Origin of the sequence: Microbacterium sp. SL62, from assembly GCF_026672635.1 — a bacterium.
In the GTDB taxonomy this organism is placed as follows: Bacteria; Actinomycetota; Actinomycetes; order Actinomycetales; family Microbacteriaceae; genus Microbacterium; species Microbacterium testaceum_A.
The window spans coordinates 813,967-834,568 of record NZ_JAPPRM010000001.1; the positions used below are offsets into that span (position 1 = coordinate 813,967).

Annotated in this window: 23 protein-coding genes; 16 read left to right on the plus strand and 7 right to left on the minus strand. The window is 71.2% G+C overall.

What is annotated here, in order from left to right; all coding sequences use genetic code 11:
* Positions 1–78: 78 nt before the first annotated feature.
* Entirely contained in the window at positions 79–261 is a 183-nt protein-coding gene (locus tag OVA26_RS03815) for a DUF3073 domain-containing protein (protein WP_056225789.1), read from the minus strand.
* Positions 262–423: 162 nt separating this feature from the next.
* Between OVA26_RS03815 and OVA26_RS03820 the strand changes: the two genes are divergently transcribed.
* A complete protein-coding gene (locus OVA26_RS03820; RefSeq protein WP_268103069.1) occupies positions 424–939 on the plus strand; it encodes a universal stress protein in 516 nt (171 codons plus the stop codon).
* 4 nt (positions 940–943) lie between these two features.
* Here the strand turns inward: OVA26_RS03820 and OVA26_RS03825 are convergent, their stop codons facing one another.
* A complete protein-coding gene (locus OVA26_RS03825) occupies positions 944–1,549 on the minus strand; it encodes a PadR family transcriptional regulator (protein ID WP_268103070.1) in 606 nt (201 codons plus the stop codon).
* Positions 1,549–2,394 (minus strand): DUF4097 family beta strand repeat-containing protein, encoded by an 846-nt coding sequence (locus tag OVA26_RS03830; protein ID WP_056225796.1) that lies wholly within the window; start codon positions 2,392–2,394, stop codon positions 1,549–1,551. Before OVA26_RS03830 ends, OVA26_RS03825 begins: the two co-directional genes overlap by 1 nt.
* 165 nt (positions 2,395–2,559) lie before the next feature.
* Between OVA26_RS03830 and OVA26_RS03835 the strand changes: the two genes are divergently transcribed.
* The 4 genes from OVA26_RS03835 to OVA26_RS03850 all read left to right on the plus strand — a co-directional run bounded on the left by OVA26_RS03835 (position 2,560) and on the right by OVA26_RS03850 (position 5,690).
* The gene (locus OVA26_RS03835; protein WP_268103071.1) at positions 2,560–2,829 is read left to right on the plus strand and encodes a DUF7218 family protein; all 270 of its coding nucleotides are present in this window, start codon (positions 2,560–2,562) and stop codon (positions 2,827–2,829) included.
* Between the two features lie 4 nt (positions 2,830–2,833).
* Positions 2,834–3,799 carry a DNA topoisomerase IB gene (locus OVA26_RS03840; RefSeq protein ID WP_056225803.1) on the plus strand — a complete coding sequence of 322 codons (966 nt, stop codon included), beginning with the start codon at positions 2,834–2,836 and terminating at the stop codon, positions 3,797–3,799.
* Between the two features lie 58 nt (positions 3,800–3,857).
* Entirely contained in the window at positions 3,858–4,928 is a 1,071-nt protein-coding gene (locus OVA26_RS03845) for a LacI family DNA-binding transcriptional regulator (RefSeq protein WP_268103072.1), read from the plus strand.
* A gap of 105 nt (positions 4,929–5,033) precedes the next feature.
* Positions 5,034–5,690 (plus strand): heme utilization protein, encoded by a 657-nt coding sequence (locus OVA26_RS03850; protein WP_268103073.1) that lies wholly within the window; start codon positions 5,034–5,036, stop codon positions 5,688–5,690.
* Between the two features lie 49 nt (positions 5,691–5,739).
* Here the strand turns inward: OVA26_RS03850 and OVA26_RS03855 are convergent, their stop codons facing one another.
* Positions 5,740–6,570 carry an inositol monophosphatase family protein gene (locus tag OVA26_RS03855; protein WP_268103074.1) on the minus strand — a complete coding sequence of 277 codons (831 nt, stop codon included), beginning with the start codon at positions 6,568–6,570 and terminating at the stop codon, positions 5,740–5,742.
* Between the two features lie 159 nt (positions 6,571–6,729).
* On the opposite strand from OVA26_RS03855, the gene OVA26_RS03860 reads away from it, so the two are divergent.
* From OVA26_RS03860 to OVA26_RS03895, 8 genes are all read left to right on the plus strand, one after another.
* Complete coding sequence (locus tag OVA26_RS03860; RefSeq protein WP_268103075.1) at positions 6,730–7,674, plus strand: carbohydrate ABC transporter permease; 945 nt, start codon at positions 6,730–6,732, stop codon at positions 7,672–7,674.
* A complete protein-coding gene (locus OVA26_RS03865; protein WP_268103076.1) occupies positions 7,674–8,510 on the plus strand; it encodes a carbohydrate ABC transporter permease in 837 nt (278 codons plus the stop codon). Before OVA26_RS03860 ends, OVA26_RS03865 begins: the two co-directional genes overlap by 1 nt.
* Before the next feature lie 26 nt (positions 8,511–8,536).
* Positions 8,537–9,883, plus strand: coding sequence for an extracellular solute-binding protein (locus OVA26_RS03870; RefSeq protein ID WP_268103077.1), 1,347 nt, complete (start codon positions 8,537–8,539; stop codon positions 9,881–9,883).
* Between the two features lie 86 nt (positions 9,884–9,969).
* Complete coding sequence (locus OVA26_RS03875) at positions 9,970–11,028, plus strand: hypothetical protein (protein WP_268103078.1); 1,059 nt, start codon at positions 9,970–9,972, stop codon at positions 11,026–11,028.
* Between the two features lie 46 nt (positions 11,029–11,074).
* A complete protein-coding gene (locus OVA26_RS03880; RefSeq protein ID WP_074696312.1) occupies positions 11,075–11,440 on the plus strand; it encodes a fluoride efflux transporter FluC in 366 nt (121 codons plus the stop codon).
* Positions 11,441–11,530: 90 nt separating this feature from the next.
* Positions 11,531–12,460, plus strand: coding sequence for a carbohydrate kinase family protein (locus OVA26_RS03885; RefSeq protein WP_268103079.1), 930 nt, complete (start codon positions 11,531–11,533; stop codon positions 12,458–12,460).
* Between the two features lie 23 nt (positions 12,461–12,483).
* Complete coding sequence (locus OVA26_RS03890; protein ID WP_268103080.1) at positions 12,484–13,104, plus strand: class II aldolase/adducin family protein; 621 nt, start codon at positions 12,484–12,486, stop codon at positions 13,102–13,104.
* 1 nt (position 13,105) lies between these two features.
* The gene (locus tag OVA26_RS03895) at positions 13,106–14,572 is read left to right on the plus strand and encodes an aldehyde dehydrogenase family protein (RefSeq protein ID WP_103206920.1); all 1,467 of its coding nucleotides are present in this window, start codon (positions 13,106–13,108) and stop codon (positions 14,570–14,572) included.
* A gap of 45 nt (positions 14,573–14,617) precedes the next feature.
* Here OVA26_RS03895 and OVA26_RS03900 read toward each other — a convergent pair whose 3' ends face one another.
* From OVA26_RS03900 to OVA26_RS03910, 3 genes are all read right to left on the minus strand, one after another.
* Complete coding sequence (locus tag OVA26_RS03900; protein WP_268103081.1) at positions 14,618–15,940, minus strand: MFS transporter; 1,323 nt, start codon at positions 15,938–15,940, stop codon at positions 14,618–14,620.
* A complete protein-coding gene (locus tag OVA26_RS03905; protein ID WP_268103082.1) occupies positions 15,892–16,962 on the minus strand; it encodes an alpha/beta hydrolase in 1,071 nt (356 codons plus the stop codon). The genes OVA26_RS03900 and OVA26_RS03905 overlap by 49 nt, the downstream gene beginning before the upstream one ends.
* Before the next feature lie 143 nt (positions 16,963–17,105).
* A complete protein-coding gene (locus OVA26_RS03910) occupies positions 17,106–17,741 on the minus strand; it encodes a TetR/AcrR family transcriptional regulator (protein WP_218026333.1) in 636 nt (211 codons plus the stop codon).
* Between the two features lie 56 nt (positions 17,742–17,797).
* Between OVA26_RS03910 and OVA26_RS03915 the strand changes: the two genes are divergently transcribed.
* From OVA26_RS03915 to OVA26_RS03925, 3 genes are read left to right on the plus strand one after another with little or no spacing between them, the layout of a single operon-like run.
* Complete coding sequence (locus OVA26_RS03915; RefSeq protein ID WP_268103083.1) at positions 17,798–19,219, plus strand: flavin monoamine oxidase family protein; 1,422 nt, start codon at positions 17,798–17,800, stop codon at positions 19,217–19,219.
* Complete coding sequence (locus OVA26_RS03920) at positions 19,216–19,659, plus strand: hypothetical protein (RefSeq protein ID WP_103206916.1); 444 nt, start codon at positions 19,216–19,218, stop codon at positions 19,657–19,659. Before OVA26_RS03915 ends, OVA26_RS03920 begins: the two co-directional genes overlap by 4 nt.
* Before the next feature lie 3 nt (positions 19,660–19,662).
* Positions 19,663–20,559, plus strand: a complete 897-nt coding sequence (locus tag OVA26_RS03925) for an alpha/beta hydrolase fold domain-containing protein (RefSeq protein ID WP_268103084.1) — start codon at positions 19,663–19,665, stop codon at positions 20,557–20,559.
* Positions 20,560–20,602 lie beyond the last annotated feature (43 nt).

Below are 20,602 nucleotides of genomic sequence, written 5' to 3' on the forward strand. Positions count from 1 at the left end.
GTTCTGGCTTCTGCGGGTACGACGATCAGACGACCGCGGCACCGAGGTACGAGCGGTACGAGAACGAGCGGGAAGGCGTCAGGCCTTCTCGTTGTCGTATTCGTCGCTGTACTGGTCGGCCCACTTGTCGACGTACGCGTCTTCACCCGGAGCGGGTGCACCCAGTTCGCGCTCGAGAGCCGAGTAGTTCACCGAATAGGTGTCGTACTTCAGCTCACGGGCGATCTTGGTGTTCTTCGCCTTCTGACGGCCACGCCCCATGCGAGACCCCCTCACGATCGACGTCGAGGGCCGACTGTGGGCCCTGCGTATTGCGGTTCCGGACCGAGCCGGTAAGAGTAACAGCCAGGATATCACGGCGCATTCCGGCCGAGCCGTCGAGGGGCGGCGACCGGGCCGCGGCCGTCGTCGAGAGGAGACTCCATGACCGATCAGCCCCGCGCGAGCGTCGGTGCCGGAAAGGTGATCGCCGCCGTCGTCCCCGGGCAGTCGAGCCGGATCGTGCGCGAGGCGGCCCACTACGCGGCCCTCTCGCACGCCGAGTTGATCGTCGCCCACGTCGACACCACGCGATTCGTGGCCTTCGAAGACCCCGACGGATACGTGCACTCCTCCACGGTGGACGTGGCCGGGGCGGCGGCGAAGGCCGCCCTCGACGAGGTGCGCCGCGCGACGGCCGAAGCTCTCGGCGAGAGCGCCGTCACCTGGAGCGTGCGCCAGATCATCGGAGACCCCGCCCTGGCACTGATCCAACTCGCCGACGAGATCGACGCGTCGCTCATCGTGGTCGGAACGCGCAAACGCGGCCTCGGCGAATCGCTGCGCGAGTTCCTCACCGGTTCGGTGGCGGCACGGTTGAGCCATCGGCAACGCCGACCGGTCCTCATCGTCCCGCAGGGAGAACCGGTCGGCGCCGAGGATGATCTGCCGTGGGAGTGACGTCCTAGCCGCGCATCGCTCGCGTGACGGCCTCGGACGCCTGGCGCAGTGCCGCCTCGATGTCGTCGACTCCGGATGCCGCGAGCTCTCCGCCGCGCGCCACGTGCGCCCGCAGTTCGGAGCGCACCCGGCCGCGGAACTCGTTGATGGCGGCATCGGCCCGAGACAGCTGTTCCCGACTGCGGGAGCGCGGGTCATCGGCCGGGGTCGGTTGCGACTGCTCGCGCTCCTCGCGCGAGGCGGCGGCCAGATCGGCGCGGAGGCTGCGCATCGCATCCCGGACGCTGCCCCGCACCTCGTCCGCGATGAGACGCACGCTGTCGGCGAGGCCGGCCTGGATCCCCTCGAGGTCGCCCGTGCGCGCGGCGACCTCGGCTCGGCCGGCATCCGTGATCTCGTAGACGGTCTTGCGGCCGTCGACGGTCTTGGTGACCAGGCCCTCCTCTTCGAGCTTCGAGAGTCGGGGGTAGATCGTGCCGGCGGAGGGCGAGTAGGTGCCGCCCGTGCGCTCGGAGAGGGCCTGCATGAGGTCGTAGCCGTGGCGCGGGGCCTCGTCGAGCAGGCTCAGGATGTACAGGCGCAGATCGCCGTGCGAGAAGACGGGGCTCATCACCACTCCTCCTCTCCGGCGAGTTCCTCGGGACGCAGGCCCGAGATGCCACGGCGCAGCACCGTGATCTCGCCCGAGACGGTGTTGGCGCGCACGTCGACGAACTGGCCCGCGAGCGCGCCGGTCGATCCGGTGAAGTTGGTCGGGCCCTTGCCGGAGCGCACCTGGCCGTCGATCTGCACGCGGCCGCTGACCGACCGCGACACGTAGTTGGCGGGCAGCGAGCGGTCGAGGCGGATGGTGGCGGTGCCGCTGACCGAGTTGAGCGAGACGGACTGCGTCGGTCCCGTCGAGTCGACGAGCATGGCGCCCGAGACGGTGTCGATCGAGGCCTTCGTGATGCGGCCGGTCGCGGCGACGTCGCCCGAGACGCTGTTGGCGCTCAGGGCGCCATCGAGCTCGCGCACCTGTACGTCGCCCGAGACGGCGTTGAGGTCCACGTCGCCCGTGAGGCCGTCGACGATGATGTCGCCCGAGACGGTGTTCAAGCGCACATCGGTGTGAAGCCCCGAGACGAGCGCGCTGGCGCTGACCACGCCGAGGGTGAGGGCGACGGTGCGCGGCACCGCGACGCTGACCTCGGCCTTCGGGCCACCCGCGCCGAAGTTGCGGAACACCTCGAGGAAGTTGTCCCACCGCAGCTGGGGGTGGTTGATCTCGAGGCGGCCGTCGACCATCTCGATGCGCAGGTCCTTCACGGTGACGCCGTGCACCTCGATGCGGGCGTCGGGTTCGTCGTGGGCGATCACGTCGACCTGGCCGCCGACGAGTCCGATCTTCAGCTCGCGCAGGGCGTCGACGTCGATGACGCGGGTCTCGCCGGGGTGGACGATCCATTTCTCCATGGCTGTTTCTCCTCACTCGCGATATATCGCGTTGGTTCGAGTATCGCGATATATCGCGAGTTGGTCAACCCCCGCTCGACGAGAGGCTGCGAACGGGTTGTCAAGCCGAGTGCGACGGAAGCCGCTCCCCCCTAGCGTCGGGATTCCCGACGGAAGGAGACGGCCATGCCGCAAGGGCGAGGATCGAACAGCCTGAAGGACCCCGAACTGTACGAGGAGCTGCGGAAGCAGGGCGACTCGAAAGAGAAGGCCGCGCGCATCTCCAACGCCGCAGCCGCTCGAGGCCGCGAGGCGGTCGGCGAGAAGGGCGGGCACGCCGAGAACTACGAGGACCGCACTGTCGCCGAGCTGAAGAAGCGCGCGAAGGAGCTCGGGCTGACCGGGTACTCGGGCAAGAAGAAGGCGGAGCTCATCGACATGCTCCGCACGCACTGACGCGATGGCCCGTCTCGTCCGGGTCCGCCCCTACGAAGACCCCGGGTACCGCCGGGTACGCTCCGGCTCGGGTTTCCGATTCGTCGATCACACCGGGGCCTCCGTGCCCGAACGCGAGGCCGAACGCGCGCGCGGGCTGGTCATCCCTCCCGCCTGGCGCGAGGTGTGGATCGCCCGCGAGCCCAACGCGCACATCCAGGCCGTCGGCACCGACGAGGCCGGGCGGCGGCAGTACACGTACCACGCGGACTGGTCGAAGCGTCAGGACAAGGGCAAGTTCGCCCGTGCCCTGCAGCTCGCCGAGACCCTGCCCCGAGCGCGCGCCCGCGTCACGCAGTCGCTTCGCCGCGCCGAGGTCGACCGCGAGCGGGTGCTGGCGGTGTCGTTCCGCTTCCTCGACCTGGTCGCCCCGCGCGTGGGCAACGCCCGATACTTCGTCACGAACGGGAGCAGGGGGCTCACGACTCTGCAGAGACGCGATGCTACGGTCGACGGCGACCTGATCCGTCTGTCGTTCCCCGCCAAGAGCGGCAAGCGCGCCGAGCTCTCGCTGCGCGATGCGGAGCTGGCATCCATCGTCGAAGAGCTCGCCCTCGGACGCTCGCGGGCGGCGCTGTTGAGCTACAAGCGCGGGCGACGACGCGTTCCCCTGACCCCGGGCGACGTGAACGCGTACGTCCGCTCCTTGACGGGCGGCCCGTTCAGCGCGAAGGACTTCCGCACCCTGCGCGGCACGATTCTCGCGGCGGAGTCGCTCGCGAACGCGGGCACGACGGGCGGGAAGAACGAGCGCAAGAAGGCCGAGGTCGCCGCGGTGCGCGCCACAGCCGAAGCGCTCGGCAACACGCCTGCCGTGGCGAAGGCGAGCTACATCGACCCGCGCGTGTTCTCGCTGTACCGCAAGGGCCGCACGATGGAGCTGGGCGGCTCGAAGGATGCCGCCATCAGGCGGCTGATCCTGGGCGAGTGACTCCGGCTCGCGGCATCGCGGCGGGTCGATCCGGCTGGTCGCCCGATAGCGTGAAGGCGTGCGAGACGAGACCCCCGACGACGGTCGCCGATCGGTCCGTGGTGCCACGCCCCGCTCGACCGGGGCTGCCCCCACCATCCACGACGTGGCCGCGGCCGCGGGGGTGTCGAAGTCGGTGGTCTCGCGGGCGCTCTCGGGGGCGTCCGGGGTCGCCGCGCACACCATCGATCGCGTTCGGCAGGCGGCAGCCGAGCTCGGGTACGTCGCCAACGCGCACGCGCGGGGGATGTCGGCCCACCGCAGTCACACGCTCGGCGTCTTCGTCCGCGACGCGTCGACACCGTTCTACGGTCATCTGCTGACCGCGTTCCAGGAGCAGGCGGCGGCTCGCGGGTACCGGGTCGTCACCGCGACCGGGGCTGGATCCTTTTCGGTCGACGACGAGCGCCGCGCTCTCGAGACCCTCGTGGCGCTGCGGGTGGAGGGGCTCATCGTCTGCAGCGGCGCCCTCCCCGTCGAGGACATCACCCCCTTCGCGCGGCGCATCCCCGCCGTCGTCGCGGGGCGCCCGGAAGAGGACCCGACGATCAGCAGCGTGTACTGCGACGAGGTGGGGGGTGGTCGTGCCCTCGCCGACCACGTGGCCGACCTCGGGCATCGCCGGGTCGCGGTGATGACGTTCACCCCGGTTTCGTCGATCACTCAGTCGAGGCGGACGCACGCGATGGCTGAGCGCCTGCGCGAGCGGGGCGTCGACGTCGTCACCTTCAGCGGCGACGATGCCGGGCCGGGCTTCGACGGGGCCGACGCGATCGTCGCGGCGGTGCTCGCGGCCGGCGGGGTGACCGCCTTCATGGCGCCGAGCGACGCCTGGGCGGTGGCGGCCCTCGTGGCGCTGCGCGTGCGCGGGGTCGCCGTTCCCTCCGAGATGTCGGTGACGGGTTACGACGGTGTCACGCCGTTCATGACGTCGTTGCTGGGCCTGACGTCGTGGCGTCAGCCGCTGCGGACGATCGGCCGGTTGTCGGTCGACGCGGTCGTCGATCAGATCGATGGACTCGCCACCACGGTGACGCACCACGCGATCGACGGCGAACTGGTCCCCGGGCGCACGGCCGTCGTCCGCTGACGTCGTCACCGTCCGTTCACCCGCCGGATGCCGCGGAGTCGATCGCGTCGCGCCCGTTCCGCGCAGAATAGGGAACGTTCCCTATCGGCATCACGGAGAGACCGCATGAACGACCACATCGCCCACAAGCTACCCCGAGACGACAGCGATCCCTTCCGCTACGGCATCTACCTGCGTCCCGACGCGAAGACCTGCCGCGCGGTGACCACGGTGACCGACCAGCTGCGCGCGCAGTACGGTTTGCTCTCCGCGGGCGCGTTCCCGCCGCACGCCACCCTCGTGGGCAGCCAGCCGTTCGGGTTCTCGGAGCCCGCGGTCATCGGCGCGCTGACCGACCTGCTCGACGGCCGCCCGGCCTTTCCCGTGCACAATGCCGGCGTCCGGGCGCAGGGTCGGGGCTACGTCTACGACGTGAGCGAGAATCCCGACGGCTCGGTCAACGACGACCTGGTGGGCCTGGCCCGTGACATCGAGGCGACGGTCGCCCCGTTCCGCTCCCCGATGAACAATCCCCTGCCCAACGACTTCGTCCCCGAGCTCTACCGCGGGCACCTCTCGCTCGCCTCGCACGACCTGTACGTGCGCCCCGACCTGCACGAGGAGGTGGGGGAGTTCATCCGAGAGCTCGCCGTCCCCGTGCCCGGCGCCTTCTCGGGACGCACGGTGGTGATGTACCGCACCTCGAGCCCCGACTGGTCGGGACGCTGGTGGCAGACGATGACGTGGGAGCACGTGCGCACCTGGAATCTCGCCGGCGCGTAGCCCGATCCGAAGAGTCCGGATGCCGCACGGTCGCGGCATCCGGACTCTCTCACTGCCCGGCCGGCATCCACTGCCGGGAGAGGGCGCGCAGGTGCCGGATGAGCACTCCGTGCTCTCCGCCCGCTCCCTCGGCGACGTAGTCGAGGCTCTCGTGGGCGCGGGCGACCTCGACGCCGGAGCGGAATCCCGTGTACGTGCCGCCGGCCCGCTGGAGGATGTGGGCTCCGGCGGCCACGTCCCAGGGGTGGGTGTCGAAGCCCATCGTGGCATCCGCCCATCCGGCTGCGACATGAGCGAGGTTCAGGGCTCCGCTGCCCGTGCTGTGGTGGTGCTGGTACGTGCGCGTGATCTCGGCGAGCAGGTCGAAGGCGCCCTCGCCGAGCAGGTCGACGTCGTGTTGCCCGGGGAAGCTCGTGAGCAGGGTCGAGAGCTCGGCGGGGCCGGACGCCGATCGAATCGGTGCTCCGTTCAGGCGGGCGAGCTCGGCGCCCGCCGAGAACATGTTGTCGGCGACGGGGTCGAACACGACGCCCGCGACGACTTCTCCGTCGAGCTCGGCGGCGATCGAGATGCACCAGTAGGCGAGACCGCGTGCGAAGTTGGCGGTGCCGTCGATCGGGTCGATGATCCAGCGCAGGGGGGCCTCGCCCGAGCTGCCGGTCTCTTCGCCCAGGATGACCGAGCCGGGTGCGCCCTTCTGGAGGATCCCGGCGATGGTGGCCTCGGCTGCTCGGTCGTGGATCGTCACGACGTCGTGCACGTCGCGCTTGAACGACACGCTCATGTCGGAGCGGAAAGCGGCGAGCAGGGCCGGCGCGGCGGTTCGCGCGGCCGTCTCGGCCAGGGAGCGAAGGTCGTCGGGGGAGGGGTGCGTGGTCATGGTTCTCCTCGGGGTCAGGGGGATTGATTCAGGTGCTCGTGAACGCCGCGTGAACGCTCGGCGACCGCTCGCCGGTCGCCTTGACCCCGTCTCTCGTGGTGTCGCAGAGTGAGTCCGTCATCAGAAAAGGGAACGTTCCCTATGACGGAAAGGTAGCCGATGTCGCTCTCGACACTCGACCGCCGGCCGACGCTCGCCGACCGCCGTCGGCAGGCCTCGACCCTGGCCTGGCGGCGCGCCGACCGACGCGTGGGCGCCGCCCTGATGGTCCCCGCGCTCGCGGTCTTCGCCGTCTTCGTCTTCTACCCCCTCGGCAAGGTCGTCTGGCTCAGCACGCAGGGGACCGACATCTTCGGCCAGGCCGCCGGGTTCGTGGGAACGAAGAACTTCGCGACGATCTTCACCGACCCGCAGTTCGCCGACACGCTGTGGCGCACGGCCGTCTTCTGCGTCGCGGTCGTCGTCGGTCGGATCGTCGTCGGGCTGCTCATCGTCATCCCGCTGACCGCGCAGCTCCGCGGCATCCGCATCTTCCGTGCCCTGCTGACCTCACCCCTCGTGGCCTCGGTCTCGGTGGCCTCGGTCGCGTTCGCCGCGATGCTCGCTCCGGCCGGCGGACTGGTGAACTCCGTCATCGCGCGCTTCGGGGGGACTCCCGTGCCGTGGTTGACCAGCACCCAGTGGGCCATGCCGAGCGTGATCGCCGTCACGGTGTGGGGCTCGCTCGGCTTCACGGTGCTGCTGCTGCTCGGGGCGTTCGGCGCCATCGATCCCGACGTGATCGAGGCGGCGCACCTCGACGGGGCGGGGCCGTTGCGCACGCTGTGGTCGATCTCGCTGCCGTTGATCACGCCGACCCTGTTCTTCATCGTGGTGACCGGTGCCGTCGAGGCGCTCACGACGTTCGGGCAGATCCAGATCCTCACCGGCGGAGGCCCGGCGAACTCGACGACGACTCTGGTCTACACGATCTATCAAGCGGCGTTCGGTGCGGGGAGCGCCAACTTCGGCATCGCCGCGGCGGTGGGAGTCGTGCTGTTCCTGCTCGTGCTCGGCCTCTCGCTCGTGCAGTTCGGCGTGCTCGAGAAGCGGGTGAACTACTGATGGCGCGGTCCCTGTCCGCCCGGACTCGCGTGCGAAGCGCCCTGCTCTACCTCTGGCTCGTCATCGCGGTGATCGTCGTGTGCTTCCCGCTCTATTACATCTTCGAGGGCGCGCTCACGCCGACCGCCTGGCTCGACGAGGGTCTCGAAGGTCTCCTGCCCATCCACCTGACGCTCGACAACGTGATCCGCGCCACTCAGGTCATCCCGCTCGGCCACCAGTTCCTCAACAGCGTCGTGGTGACGCTGGTGCAGACCTTCTTCCAGGTCGCCATCGGCGTCGCCACCGCCTACGCTCTCGTCTTCTGCGGGCTGCGGGGCACGCGTGCCCTCTTCCTGCTGATCCTGTCGAGCATGATGGTGCCGGGTGAGACGATCCTCATCGCGAACTATCTGACGATCTCGTCGTGGCGACTGATCGACACCCTGCCGGCGGTTTTCCTGCCGTTCCTGGCATCGGCGCTGAGCATCTTCCTGTTCCGGCAGGCGTTCCTCAGCTTCCCGGGAGAGCTGCGCGACGCCGCCCTCCTGGACGGTGCCGGGCATGTCCGCTTCATCCGGTCGATGCTGCTGCCGGTCGTGCAGCCGACCCTCATTTCGGTGACCCTCGTGAGTGCGACCGCCGCGTGGAACGGGTTCTTCTGGCCGTTGCTCGTGACCAACTCGCCCGAGAACCGCACGGTGCAGGTCGGCATCGCCCAGCTGTCCAGCGCCGAGGCCGCCGACGTCGGCGTCGTCCTCGCCGGCGCGGCCATGGTCACCCTCCCCGTTCTCGTCCTCGTGCTGCTCGCGCAGCGCTTCCTCGCCGGTGGGATCACCGCCGGCGCCCTGAAATAAGACCCGACAGAAAGAAACCCGAGCCCATGTCTCTGCGCCCCCGCACCACGATCGCGGCGACCGCCGCGGGAGTCGCCCTCCTCCTCGCCCTCGCCGGGTGCACGGCATCCGGATCCTCCTCCGGAACCGACTCCGGCCCCGTGACCCTGCAGTTCTGGCACGAGATGAGCGGACCCGCGGCGACCGAGCTCGACGCCCTCGTGTCGCGGTTCAACAGCGAACACGACGGCGAGATCGCCGTCGAGTCCTCGTTCCAGGGGTCGTACGCCGACGCCCAGACGAAATACACCGCCGCCGTGCAGTCGGGCACGACACCCGACGTGCTGATGATGAACGACATCTCGACGGGTTTCATGGTCGACTCCAAGAAGACCGTCCCCCTCTCGACCTTCACCGCGAGCGACACCTCGTTCTCGCCCGACAGCTTCCCCCCGGCGGTCAGTGCCTACTACGGCGATGGCGCGGGCGGGCTCGCCGCCATGCCGTTCGCGGTGTCGCAGCCGGTCATGTATCTCGATCGCGATCTCGTGACGCGCTCGGGGCTGGATCCCGACTCCCCGCCGCGCACGCTCGCCGAGGTGGCCTCGTGGGCCGAGAAGATCCACGCGGCGACCGGTGCCTCGGGCCTGACGATGAACATGTCGGACTCGTGGATGATCGAGCAGATGTCGGCCGCGGGCGGGGTGGACTTCTGCACCCCCGACAACGGTCGCGGCTCCGACCGCGTCACCGGACTGCAGCTCACCTCGCCGACGCAGGTGGGCTTCATGGAGCGACTGCAGAAGCTGTTCCAGGACGGCTCGATGCTCAACCCCGGCACCGACAACAGCGCGATGGTCTCGGCCTTCGCGAGCGGCAAGGTGGGCATCATGCTCACCTCGACCGGCGCCTACACGACGGCCGATCCGAAGAAGGCCGCGTCGACGGTCGCTGCCTTCCCCTCCACCGCCGAGTCCGACGACGCGGGCGTGGTCATCGGCGGCAACGCGCTCTGGATCTCGGGTGACGGCCACTCCGACGCGCAGCAGCGCGCGGCCTACGCCTTCGTGAGCTTCCTGCACTCGGCCGAGGTGCAGTCGGCGTGGGCGAATGCCACCGGGTACCTCGCGTCGAACACGGGGGCGGCCTCCACCGCGACCGGCGCGGCCTCGCTCGCCGACCCGAACGTCAAGGCCATGGCCGACCAGCTCGCGAACACTCCGGCGTCGAACGCCGCGGCGGGCTGCCGCACGGGCGCTTTCCCCTCGCTGCGATCGACCGTCATCGGGGCGTTCACCCAGGTGGCCGAGGGTGCCGACGTGACCTCGACCATGTCGGATGCCGAGACGAAGGCCGCGTCGCAGATCGCCGCCTACAACACGGCGGCGGGCTGAGCCGGGAGCTTTCCGCCCGCGCTCCCGGTCTGTCAAGGCGGCCGGAAGCGCGGGCGATCGCGACGACGGACTGAGAGGATCGACGCGTGACGGACGACCTCTCGCCCTCGGACGCGTCCCGCGGATCCCTCCGGAAGACCGGCGTCGGTGACCCTGGCGAATCCCCCACGCGTCTGTACGGGCTTCTCTCGCCCGAAGCTCGCGCGCTGTACGAGCTGGTCCCCGGCGCGCAGGAGCTGTTCCGCCCGACGGTCGCATCGCGGGGGGCACTCCGGCGGGGGTTCCGGCAGGACGACGCCTTCCGCAACCTGCTCCGCGCGGCGATGGATGAATCCGCTCGTCCACGCGGATGGCGCCGCGACGAGTGGTCCGACGAAGAGGTCGCCCGAGCGGCCGCGGACCCGCAGCTGCTCGCGACCGCCCGGACGATGTCGAAGAGCGCGGCTCCGAACGGCTGGAAAGCGACGTGGAAGAGACGTCGGCAGCGCGAGACGGCGATGCTCGCCATCCTCACGTACTGCTTCGCCGCCGTCGCCCTGTCTCTGCTCACCGGCATCCCCTGGTTCGCGCTCGCCGGGGTGGCAGGAATCTTCGCGACGGTGGGGTACCTCAAGCGGCGTCCGCACCTCGACGACCGGTCCGACCCCGCGCCCCACCCCTCGTCCGAAGGTGACAGCATTCCGCCGGCGGAGGGCGGGGTCGACCAGCCTCTCTTCGTCGTCGAGCGCGCTCCCTCGCAGCATCTGATCGCCCGCGGAACGGGTCTCGTCATCGTGGCGGTCGCGGTCATCCTCGCCGTGATCGAGATCGTCCAGGGCGGCCGCCTCGCCCTCGTCGGGGTCACCGTGTGGCTGAGCACCCTCGGCGTTCTCGGTGCGGTCATCTTCGTCTGGGCGCTTTCGGTCGGGCGCGCGCGCATCGTCGGCTTCGACGATCACCTGGTCGTCCGCCCGGGGCTCCGTCGGTCGCGGGTGGTCGCGGCATCCGAGATCGTGTCGCTCTCGTGGTTGTCGGGCGGACGGCTCCGGGGCGCGGACGCGCGGGGCCGCACGCTGTTCACGGTGATGAGCGTTTACGACGACTTCCCCGATCTCGTCGCCTGGCTCGAGGCGAGGGTCCCGCAGGGGTGGGTCGACCGCGCGTGACCTCGCCGAGTCGCGAGGGCCGCGGGCGTAAGGTGGCGCGGTGAGCATGTGGCGGGATGTGGGCCTCGTCGCCGTCGGCGGCGCGATCGGTACGGCCGTACGCGCCGGTCTCACCCTGGCGCTCGGCGAAGACCTGGGCCCGGCCCTCGTGCCGCTGATCAACGTCGTCGGGGCGTTCGCGATCGGCATCCTGTACGGCTGGAGAGCACGGATGCCGGAGTCCTCGCGTGCGCAGCGCGTGCAGCTGTTCATCGGGACCGGCATCCTGGGCGGATTCACCACCTACAGCTCGCTCGCCGTCGAGTCGGCCGACCTCGGCCTGCTCTGGTGGGGGGTGGCGACGGTCGTCGTCGGGACGGCGGCGGCCTGGGGCGGTGTACTCCTCGGCCGTGGTGGGCGGGCTTCGCGCTGACGCTTGTCGAACCCGGCGAGAAAGTGGTACAAATGTGCCACTTACCGTCGTGGGTTCGCCGCGCCGGTCACCCGACCCGGAGGTTCGACGATGAACGCCGCCCCCTCGATCGTCACGCTCGGAGCCCACGTGCTCGACACGATCGTCCAGCCCGTCGATGAGATCCCCGAGGGGCAGGGCTCGCTCCTCGTCGACGAGATCGTGATGTCCGCAGCGGGACCCGCCGGCGGCACCGCGCTCGTGCTCAACAAGCTCGGCGCGCGCGTGGTCACGAGCGGGGCCGTGGGCGACGACGTTGCCGGACGCGTGCTGGTCGGCCTGCTCGGTGACGCCGGCATCGACGTGTCGAATCTGCGCACCGACGAACTGCCGACCTCGGCATCCGTCCTCCCCATCCGCTCCGACGGGTCGCGACCGGCGCTCCACGTGGTCGGGGCCAACGCGCTCGCCGCCGACGTCGTGCCCTGGGACGCGCTCGCCGCCGCCGACCACGTCCACGTCGGAGCGCCCGAGCTGCTCGGTCCCGAGAACGTCATCGAGATCCTGGAGTACGCCCGTCGGCACGGAGCGACGACGTCGCTCGACTTCCTCATCGGCGGCGACCCCGCGTTCTACGCGCTCATCGAGCCCCTGCTCGCGCACACCGACTACGTGCTCCCCAACGCCGAGCAGGCCATCGGCTGGACCGGCGCCGACGACCTGCCCGCCGCCGCCCGCGCCCTGCACGCGGCGGGAGCAGCGGTCGTCGCGTGCACCAACGGCGGCGACGACATCGTGGTGGTCGACGGCGGCGACCTCGCGTTCGTCCCCATCGTGCCCGCGGAACCGGTCGACACCAGCGGCGGCGGAGACGCCTTCTCGGCCGGCTTCGTCTTCGCCAAACTCCGCGGGTGGTCCTCGCGCGACGCCGCGCGCTTCGGATCGGCCACCGCCGCACAGGTCGTCGCCGGCGTGGGTACCGATCACGGCGCGTACGACGCGGCATCCATCGATGCTCTGCTCTCGGCGGGAGTGCTGTGATCGCGAGCGGTGTGCGAGAAGCCGTGGCGGACGCCTGCCGTGCTCTCGCCGCGCAGGGCCTGGTCAAGGGGACAGCGGGCAACGTCAGCGTGCGCGTGGACGGGGGCATCGCGATCACGGCGACCGGAGTGGTGTTCGCCGAGGCGGTCGCCGACGACGTCGTGATCGTCGACGGCGAGAAGAGGGTCGTCGAGGGGGCGCTCGCCCCGAGCTCCGAGCTCGACCTGCACCGCGCGGCCTACGCCGACGAGGCCGTCGGGGCCGTCGTGCACACGCACGCCCCCGCGGCGATCGCCCTCTCACTCGTCTCGGACCGACTGCCCTGCGTGCACTACCAACAGCTCGCCCTCGGGGGCGAGATCGAGGTGGTGCCCTTCTCGGTCTTCGGCTCGGCCGAGCTCGCCGCGGCCACGGGCGACGCCCTCGCCGCAGCCAATGCCGCGATCCTCGCCCACCACGGCGCCGTCACCACGGGCCGAGACCTCGCCGACGCGGTGACGAACACCGCCCTGCTCGAGTGGGCGTGCGACATCTACCTGCGCGCGCGAGCGGTGGCGGTGCCCGCCGAACTCAGCCCCGAGCAGCAGGCCGCGGTGCTCACCGCCGCGGTCTCGACCGGGTACGGACAGAAGCACGGAGCGTGACATGGATGCCGTGACCACCGACACCTTCGACTCGCTGAGCCCTCTCGATGGGCGCGTCGTCGACACCTTCCCGGTGCGGGGCCCCGCCGAGGTGGTGTCGGCGGTGGACCGCGCGCGGCGCGCGGCGCGCGAGTGGCGGTCCCTCGGTTTCGAGGGGCGGCGGCGCGCGCTCCAGGCCTGGCGGCGCGACATCGTGGCGCACCTCGACGACCTCATCGCCGTGGTGCGCGCCGAGACCGGCAAGCCCCGTGGCGACGCCCGGCTCGAGATCATGCTCGCCCTCGACCACCTGGCCTGGGCGGCGACCCACGCGCGCCCGGTCCTGCGTCGGCGTCGCGTGGGCGCGGGGGTGCTGATGCTCAACCAGTCGGCGAGCGTCGGCTACACCCCGTACGGCGTGGTCGGGGTCATCGGCCCGTGGAACTACCCGGTCTTCACGCCCATGGGCTCGATCGCGTACGCGCTCGCCGCGGGCAACGCCGTGGTGTTCAAGCCCAGCGAGTACACCCCCGGCGTGGGCGTGTGGCTGCAGCGCTCCTTCGTGCGCGCGGGCGGGTCGGCCGATGTCTTCGCCGTGGTGACCGGTCTCGGGCCCACCGGCGCCGCCCTCTGTCGCGCGGGTGTCGACAAGGTGGCCTTCACCGGATCGACCGCGACGGGCAAGGCCGTCATGGCCGCGTGCGCCGAGAGCCTCACCCCGGTCGTGATCGAGGCGGGCGGCAAAGACGCCCTCCTCGTCGACGAGGACGCCGATCTCGCGGCCGCGGCCGAGGCGGCCGTCTGGGGCGCGTACTCGAACGCGGGTCAGACCTGCATCGGCATCGAGCGCGTCTACGCGCACGCGAAGATCTACGACCGCTTCGTCGAGGCCGTCGCCGAGCGCACGCGCGAGCTCCGCGCTGGCGCCGACGACGCCGCGACGCTCGGTCCGCTCACCATGCCGCGCCAGGCCGACGTGGTCCGGGCGCACGTCGCCGACGCGCTCGCGCGGGGCGCGACGGCGCGCGTCGGATCGACCCCGGCGCCCGGGGTCACCCTGCAACCCGTCCTCCTCACCGACGTCGACGAGGAGGCGGACGCCGTGCGCGAAGAGACCTTCGGCCCGACCCTGGTCGTCAACCGCGTGGCCTCCATGGACGAGGCCGTCGAGAAGGCCAACGCCGTGCGGTACGGACTGTCGGGCTCGGTGTTCTCCCGGAGGCGGGGGAGCGAGCTCGCCCTGCGCCTGCGCGGAGGCATGATCGCGATCAACTCGGTCATCTCGTTCGCCGCGGTCCCCGCCCTCCCCTTCGGCGGGGTGGGCGATTCCGGGTTCGGGCGCATCCACGGGGCGGACGGTCTGCGTGAGTTCGCGTACCCGAAGGCGCTGACCCGTCAGCGCTTCCCGCTGCTGACGTTGACCACGATGCGGCGCACCGCGAAGGTCGACCGTCTCGTCGAGCGCATCATCCGGCTGCTCTACGGCTGAGCCGGAACGGCGCGGATGCCGCGGGCTCCCGGCATCCGTCGACGATCACCGCACCGAGCGCACCCGCATGATGATGACCGAGCCGAGCAGGCCCGCCAGCCCGCTCGCGAGGAACAGCCCCGAGAACCCGCCGAACAGCACCACGGCCCCCGCCCCGAGCAGGGGACCGAACGCCTGCGGGCCGGCGAGGGCGATATTCATGATCCCGACGTCCTTGCCGCGCGTCTCGGCCGAGGGCAGCACCTGCGTGGCCAGGGCCTGGTCGACGGCGAAGAAGCACCCCTGGCCGAGCCCGAGCAGCACGGCGCCGATCACCGCGGTCGACTCGGCCGGGGCGACGGCGAGGAGCAGGGCCGAGACGGCTTGAGCGACCCCCGAGGCGAGGACGAACACGCGACGGCGCTGAACCACGTCGCTGAGTTTGCCGAGGGCGACGGATGCCACGATCGTCACGACCATGTAGATCACCGTCGTGAAGACGAGGAAGCCGGTCGGATCGGCCACCCTCAGCGCGAAGGTGAAGAAGTACAGCAGCATCGTCGTGGCGATCGCGTTGCCGAGGTTGATGAGCACACGGCTCGCGACGGTCCACGCGAAGTCGGGGTGACGCCGGGGGTCGACCCAGATCGACGAGAGGATCGTGCGGACGGTGAGCGGACCCAGCAGCGCCGCCTCGGACGTCGTCAGCGGAACGTCGCGCAGAACGAGCAGGAACGGCACGGCCAGGCCTACGCAGCACACGGCCAGCGCGAGGTAGCCCAAAGCCGTCGTGGTGAACACCGCGGTGACCAGCACGATCCCCAGCAGGATGCCGATCGCGTTCGGTGCCGAGATCCAGCCCGACACGAGCCCCCGCTGCCCCGCGGGCACGCGGTCGGCCATGACGGCGGTGAGGGCGGCGGAGGCCATGCAGAAGCCCATCATCACCGCGGTCCACATCGTCACCGTGCCGAGCGACTCGGTCTGGACGCCGAGCAGCGCGAGACCGACGGCCGCGAGCACGACACCGCCGAGGATCCAGGGGCGACGGCGTCCGAACCGAGACCGGGTCCGGTCGCTCAGCGCACCGACGATCGGGTAGGCGATGACCACGAACGTCCCCGCCACGGCGCTGACCAGGCCGTAGGTGAGGAGCGAGACGAGCCAGTCGTCCGAGGCGTGCTGCGCGGCGATCTGCAGGGGCAGCAGCACCTGCACCGGGACGAGCTGCGCCATCCACAGTCCGAGCCACACCCCGGCGAAGGCCGCGATCCAGCCCGCACGAACGGGGCGGGTGGGTTCGGCGTAGGCGGTGAGGGTGGCGGGCGTCGCGTCAGCGGTCACCGGATGCCGCCCGTCCGCGTCGCCGCGAGCGTCGTCACGGCCCACCGGCCGGCATCCGCCACGGCGTCGCGCGCGTCGCGCAGCGCTCCGCAGGCGTTGAAGAATCCGTGGATCTGGCCGGTGTGCGTCACGAGGTGCGTGGCGACGCCGGCGGCCTCGAGACGCTCGGCGTAGGCGACCCCCTCGTCGCGGAGCACGTCGAAACCCGACACCGCGACGTACGCCGGGGCCAGGCCCGAGAGGTCCTCGGCCCGCAGGGGCGATACCAGCGGATCATCGGCGCTTCCGCCGCCGCTCAGGTAGTGCGCGGCGTACCAGTCCATCTGCGCCTCCGTGAGGAAGAAGCCGTCGGCGAACAGCTCGTACGAGCGGTGCTTGCGCGAGAGGTCGGTGACGGGACAGAACAGGATCTGGAACGCCGGTGCGCCCTCGGCATCGTCGCGCGTGACCGAGGCCACGACCGCCGAGAGGTTGCCGCCCGCGCTCTCGCCGCCGACACCGACCGCGTCAGCGGTCCCGCCGAACCGCGAGGCGTTGTCGCGGACCCACCGGAAGGCGTCGACGCTGTCGTGGAGCCCCGCCGGGAACGGCGCTTCGGGGGCCAGCCGGTAGCCGACCGACACCACCGTCATGCCCGAGGTCTTCGCGAGGGTGCGGCACATGGCATCCGCGCTGTCGACCGATCCGAGTACCCAGCCGCCGCCGTGGAAGGAGACGATGATCCCGGATGCCGCACGGTCGAGGTCCGCGCGGTACACGCGTCCCGGAACCCGCCCGGCGCGCGTGGGGATCTCGATGTCGTCCCTCTGCGCGAGCTTCGTGTTCCCGGCGAACGTCCACGCCTCGAGTTCGATGTGCGCGCGGGCCTCGTCGAGGGGGAGCCGCTCGAAGTGTGCGCCGGGCGCGTCATTCATCACGCGCAGAGACGTCTGCACGGCGGGGTGCAGGGTGTTGCCGTCGATCACGACGGGGCGGCCGTTCACCGCGCGGAGGGCCGCGGGCGGAAGCGACCCGAGGGCGCGCGCGCCCCAGCGGAGCAGGTGGTCCTGGGGACGGAGACGGAGCATCGCGGAACCCTTCTGTCGATCACGGCAATGGGATCGACTATCGGGTCACTTTATTGCACACACGTACCGTTTTGTGTGACAAAGATGTGAATTCGACTCTGCGAGGAGGCGACGGGCGCAAGAAACCTGTACGTTTGTGCCAACTAAGCGGGGGAGTGATCCCCCTCGCCCAGCGAAGAGGTCGCGGCGAGGGTCACGAACCCCACGATGGCGGCACGCAGGGCGTGCGCCAGCGACTGGAACTGGACCTCCTCGGAACGGGCGATGCGATGCAGGGCGAAACCGTCGATCAAGGCGACGACCGCAGCGGCGGCGTGCGGATCGGTCACGCCGTTCGTCTGCAGCACGGCCGCCGCGAGCGCCCGCGTCTCGTCGAGGATCTTCTCGACGTGAACACGCAGGGCCGGATGACGCGAGGCGAAGAGGTAGATCTCGAACTGCGCGACCGTGTGGTCCTGCGATTGGCTGCGCACGATCTCGACGAACTCGTCGATCGCCGCCCCGGGGCTGTTCGCGCCCGAGACGAGGACGGAGCGGAACTGCTCGAGCCGCTCGAGCTCGGCCGCCATCGCGTGCGCGACGGCCTCGCCGATCATGTCGTCGAGCGAGTCGAAGAAGTACGTCGTCGACGAGTGCGGCACCCCCGCCGCGGCGGCCACCGACCTGTGCGTGACGGCCGCGATGCCCCCCTCGGCGATGATCGCGATCGTGGCGTCCAACAGCAGCTCGCGACGCGCGCGACCGCGCGCCCGCATCGGCCGGCTCGTCGTCTCGCTCACGCTGTCCTCCTCGCCGACCGGGGTGGTCGGTGTCGCCTTCGGAACGGAGTAAGCCTATGACCGCCTCCCCGCCCTCTGCGGACCGGGCCCCGGCCCCCGACGTCGACGTGGTCGTGGTCGGCGCAGGTCTCTCGGGCCTGACCGCCGCTCACCGGCTTCGCCAGTTCGGCGCGACGGTGGCGGTGTTCGAAGCGGCGCCCCGCGTGGGCGGACGCGTGTCGTCGGCGGAGGTGGCGGGGGTGCACGTCGACCTCGGCGGGACGTTCGTCGGCCCCGGCCAGGATCGCATCCTGGCGCTCGCCGACGAAGTGGGCGTCTCGCGCTATCGGACCTACGCCGCGGGTCGCAACGTCATCCGGTGGCGCGGCGAGCATCGGCGCTACCGGGGCACGGTGCCTCCGGTCGGCGCGAGCCTGCTCGACGTGGGACGGATCCAGCTCACTCTCGACCGCCTGGCGCGCACCGTCCCCCGGGGGAACCCCGCCGCCGCCCCGCAGGCCGCGAACCTGGATGCCGAGAGCCTCGGCTCGTGGCTGCGTCGCTCGCACGCTTCTCCCGCGGCGCGAGAGCTCATCGCGATCGCCGGCCGGACGACGTGGGGGTGCGAGCCCGACGAGATCTCGTTCCTGCACGCTCTGCACTACATCCACCAGGCGGGTGGACTGTCCTCGATGCTCGACACCGAGGGCGGCGCGCAAGAGGAGCACTTCGTCGAGGGCTCGCACGCGATCGCCGTGCGTCTCGCCGACGCGCTCGGGGCTGCTCTGCGGCTGAGCGCTCCGGTGCGACGCATCGAGACCGCCGCCCAGGGGGTGCGCGTGTCGACGGCCGACGAGACGGTGACCGCTCGCGCCGTCGTCGTCGCCGTGCCACCGGCGCTGCGCGGCAGGATCGACTTCGCGCCGGCCCTTCCCCCCTCTCACGCCCAGATGGCCCAGCGCTGGCCGGCGGGGGTGCTGTCGAAGGCCTACGCCGTGTACGAGCGGCCGTTCTGGCGCGACCACGACCTGTCGGGGCAGGGGCTCTCCGACACCGGCCCGGTCTTCATCACCTTCGACGCCGGTCCCGCTCACGCCGGCGCCCCCGGCGTGCTCCTCGGCTTCATCGGCGGGGTCTACGCCCGCGAGTGGGACGAGCTGGCACCCGCCGAGCGCGCAACGCGGGCGCTGTCGTCCTTCGCCGACCTGTTCGGCCCCCGGGCACTGGATGCCATCGGCTACATCGACCAGCGCTGGGGCGCCGAGCCCTGGGTCGGCGGCGGCCCCACGGCCGCCCCGGGGCCGGGAGCGGTCGTGCCCTACGCCGGTGCCCTGGCCGCCCCCGTCGGGTCGATCCTCTGGGCAGGGACCGAGACGGCCGATCGCTGGACGGGATTCATGGACGGCGCCGTCCGCGCCGGTGAGCGCGCGGCGCTCCAGGCCCGCGGCATCCTGAGCTCCTCCTCGACCGACCACGAACAGACGGGAGTCGTCCGATGACCTGGCGCCGCGAGTACACGCACCTCACCACCGCCACCGCCGACGCGGTGTGGAAGAGGTGGACCACGCCCGAGGACTGGGCCGTCGACGATCCCGATCTGCGCGAGGCCACCTTCCCCGTGCCCCCGCGCGTCGGTGCATCGGGCCGCGTGGTCAACCACGGAACCCCCGCGCAGCGCTTCACCTTCACCGAGCTGCAGCCGGGGGTCGCGATGAACTTCCGGATCGGCTTGCCGGGGGCGGTGCTGTCGTTCCCACACCGCATGCGCCAGACGCCGAACGGGCTGTCGGTGACGCACGCCGTCGAGATCTCCGGTCCTCTCGCGCTGGTGTTCGGCCCCCTCGTGGGGCGCAAGATCGCCGCGGGCCTGCCGGCTGTCGTCCGCTTGGTGACGACGAATGCGCTCGCCGATATGGCCGCCGACGCGCGCGGGGAGTAGTCGGTGTCGCTGTCGATGACGCTCACGACCGCGGCGATGTGGGTGAGCGCGCGGCCGATCCGCCTCGCGCTGGCTCGTGACGACTACCTCGAGACGCTCGACCCGGGCCGCCGTCCGGCCGATCCGCCGGCGCGCCTGCGACGCTCGGGCCGTGTCGTCGTCTCGCGTGAGGGCGGGCTGCCCGTCTACCGCTACGAGCCGGCGGCGCGCACCGCGGGCCTCGAGCTGATGTACCTGCCCGGTGGGGGACTGGTGAATCCCCTCGTCGCCGAGCACTGGTGGATCGTCGAGCGTCTCGCCCGGGCGACCGGGGCGGCGATCACGGTGGTCTGCTACCCCCTGGCGCCCGAGCATCGGGCCGACGACACGCTCGCCGTGATCGACGCCCAGTACGAACGTCTCGCCGCGCGGGCGGGGACCTCCCGCCTCCTCATGGCGGGCGACTCGGCCGGAGGGGCCGTGGCGGTGGGGCTCGCCCTGCGCGCCGCGCGTCGACCGGACGGTCTCGTGCTGTTCTCGCCGTGGCTCGACCTCGCTCTCGTCGACCCGGGGATCGCGCGTCGGATGCCGCGGGATCCCTCGCTGCGCGTCCCCGGCCTTCGAGCGGGCGCGCAGGCGTGGGTGGGCGATCGGGGGCTCGACGACCCGGAGCTCAATCCCGCGCGGATGGAGCTCGCCGGGCTGCCGCCGACCCTCGTGTTCCAGGGGGGTCGCGACATCTTCTTCGACGACGCCGTCGCCTTCGCTCGACGGGCGCGCGCCGAGCGGGCGTCGGTGCGTCTGGTGACCGCTCGGGCGGGGTTCCACGTCTACGTCGGGGCGTTCTGGACGCCCGAGGCGCGCGCGGCCTACGCGCTCGTGGGGGCTTTCTCGCGCGATCCCGAGCGATCGATGACATAACGGGACATATGTGCAACAATCTGCCGAGGGCGTGACGGTGCGC